Origin of the sequence: Halomonas llamarensis, from assembly GCF_023555005.1 — a bacterium.
Taxonomy (GTDB): domain Bacteria; phylum Pseudomonadota; class Gammaproteobacteria; order Pseudomonadales; family Halomonadaceae; genus Vreelandella; species Vreelandella llamarensis.
Genome location: NZ_JAMJPJ010000064.1, coordinates 1 through 2,539 on the forward strand (window position 1 = coordinate 1; position 2,539 = coordinate 2,539).

General features: G+C 47.4%; 3 protein-coding genes. All 3 read left to right on the top strand.

Features of this window, described 5'->3' with window-relative positions; translation table 11 throughout:
* Window positions 1–13 precede the first annotated feature (13 nt).
* A complete protein-coding gene (locus M8006_RS17475) occupies window positions 14–172 on the top strand; it encodes a PD-(D/E)XK nuclease domain-containing protein (protein WP_250084461.1) in 159 nt (52 codons plus the stop codon).
* A 685-nt stretch (window positions 173–857) separates the two neighbouring features.
* Entirely contained in the window at window positions 858–1,586 is a 729-nt protein-coding gene (locus tag M8006_RS17480; protein ID WP_250084458.1) for an AfsA-related hotdog domain-containing protein, read from the top strand.
* Entirely contained in the window at window positions 1,583–2,428 is an 846-nt protein-coding gene (locus M8006_RS17485; RefSeq protein WP_250084459.1) for an FAD-dependent oxidoreductase, read from the top strand. The genes M8006_RS17480 and M8006_RS17485 overlap by 4 nt, the downstream gene beginning before the upstream one ends.
* Window positions 2,429–2,539: the final 111 nt, after the last annotated feature.

Genomic DNA, 2,539 nt, shown 5'->3' on the forward strand with positions numbered 1-2,539 from the left:
TGAGTTCAAGGTGGTGGAGCAACTGCCGGAAGGCACGGCGCTGGCGCAAATCAAACACAAAGGCTACGCCGATAAGCACCGCGCCGCCGGCAAACCCATTCACCTCATCGGCGTGGAATTTTCCAGCGTTGAGCGCCAGATTGTGGCGTTTGAGGTGGAGACCCTGGCTTAGAAGCCGCCTTTTCGGCACAACGCCTATCGGTGGGCATGCTAGACTGCTGTTCGTATCGCTGATTCTTACCGGTGCCGCGCTGATAAGCCGTAATGGTACGTTTTTCTTCATCGGCAGACTGCTCCGGCGGTGCTTCACCGAAGGAGAACAAGCTATCCTGTTTTGAAATATCGTAAACCTGCTTCTCGGGTTTGGGACAGAACAGCTGCTTTTGAACCAGCCCAACTGGTGCGACAACTAGCGGTTGACTTCTGCCTGAGCGTCCAGTTACTCCCACGACAAGGCATTCTCCTCGGCCAAGGCCGCGTAAGATGGCGTGTTAGAGTTGGGAGCAAAAGCTGTTGAATTCATAGATAATATTATACCGAAAGCCCGCCTTCTACCCCACGAAAACGTTTGAACTGACGGTGCTTGCCCAACCTGAATGCTGGCACGATCCTCAATACTGAGTTCGATGTATCACATGAGGAACCACCTTAGCGGAAAACTCAGGTGTTTCACTCAGTTTCTGCGGCCAAAAAGCTTTAGAAAACGGGCAATACTCTGGTCAATAAGCTGCCACTTATCACGCTCAATAGCCAAAATCCGTTTTTCCAAAATCGAAATACGAAACAGTAATGAAAAGCCGTAGCATTAGGAGATGTTAAGCGGATTAAAAATATAGATATACAAAGGGGGCAAGATAATGAGCATTAAGTTCGTTGTGGGAAATAAATTCTGGAACCCAGAAGTTAATGACGCCTATATCTCTATAGACACGTTTAGGGAAAGTATTAAAGAACCCCCAGGTGCAATGGGCCTCATCTACATACCTGGGCAAGGGTTAAGCGAGAGACAGAGACAGGATGTAATCAATACTATTCGAGAGCCTGCGATAAGGAAATACTTAATTAATAATGGCAAGTTGCTGGAGAGTGATAAAACACACAAGTGCAAAGACTGCAATATTCTTATTTCGGAGCTATCAACTGTCGCGCACGGAAAATACCGTTCGTGCTTATACCTTCACCAAGACAACGAACTCCTCTTAGACCATTTCGATGGCTCGCATATCCCCGGCATGGTGTTGCTTGAGGCCACCCGGCAGCTTGCGATAGCCACTTGGTCTCACTTTGAGCAGCGCGTCACTTGCGGTATGGCAATGGTGATCAATGACATTCTCTGCCACTTTAATGACTTCGCATTTCCATTCTGCATCAATATTGATATCTCGATTGATCGAATAGAAAAAGACAACAGCTACCGCTTAACCGTAGATTTTATTCAGAACGGAAACGTGTTCTCGAATTCTTATGGCACATTCCGCGTAATCGAAAGCAAAAAGCTTCGGAAACTTGAGCGTATCTATTCGAAGAAAATCCTTAATAATCACAAACGCTACCTAGCGCAAGACCTAGAGGAAACGGCGGTATGAAGCAGGTTCTGATTGTAGGTGCAGGCCCTGTTGGTCTAACGCTGGGCACCTTGCTGTGTCAGTACGGCGTTGAGTGCGTCGTTATGGAGAAGCGAAAATCGCGCTTATCAGCGTCTAAGGCCTTTAGTCTCCATGCAAGAACAACAGAGATGTTAAGGCTGCTTAACGCCGATATAGGCATAAACACGAAAGCAGTGAAGGTCGAAGAAATGCGGCTTTACTCACAACGTAACTTGCTTAGCAACATGCGGTTTGGAAAATCCAGCAACACCGAGTGCCGCACGATACACAGCTACCCTCAAAGCCTTTTGGAATCTGAGTTGGAAACCGCTTTCTGTAGCAATGGAGGCTTGATAGAAAAAGACGCAACGGTGTTCCAAATCGATCACCAGCCTCAAGGCTACCTCGTACACTATAAATGCCAAGATGATGTTAAGAGCCGTTTTTTCGATTATGTCGTTGGCTGCGACGGTGCTAACAGTATTGTCAGACAGCTGGCCAATATTGACTGCTCAGAGAGCGCTTATAGTGAAAACTTCCTGGTAGCGGACTGCAAAGTAGAAAGCATGTCCCATAATGTCGACTATCAAAAACATGGCCATACGTTCTTGTCTTCCAAAGGCTATGTCATGTTGTTCCCCATTGACCGAGACTACACCCGGGTAGTGATCGACACCGACAAGCAATACAGTGGTGAATCCGAATCGACAAACCTCACCTATTTAAACCGCGAGCTTGAGGCGCGTGGCTTGTCAGTGCATATCGGCGACGTCAAATGGATTTCAGTGGCTGACGTGCGCTCGTCATTGGCCTCCAAGTACAGCGTTGAAGTGGTTGAATAGATGTGACCACCCCAGTTAAGGAATAATGCCCTGAAACTGGAGATGGATCATGACCACACGAAAGCAGTACTCGAAAGAATTTAAACTGGATGCGATTAGCCTAGTGCTGGA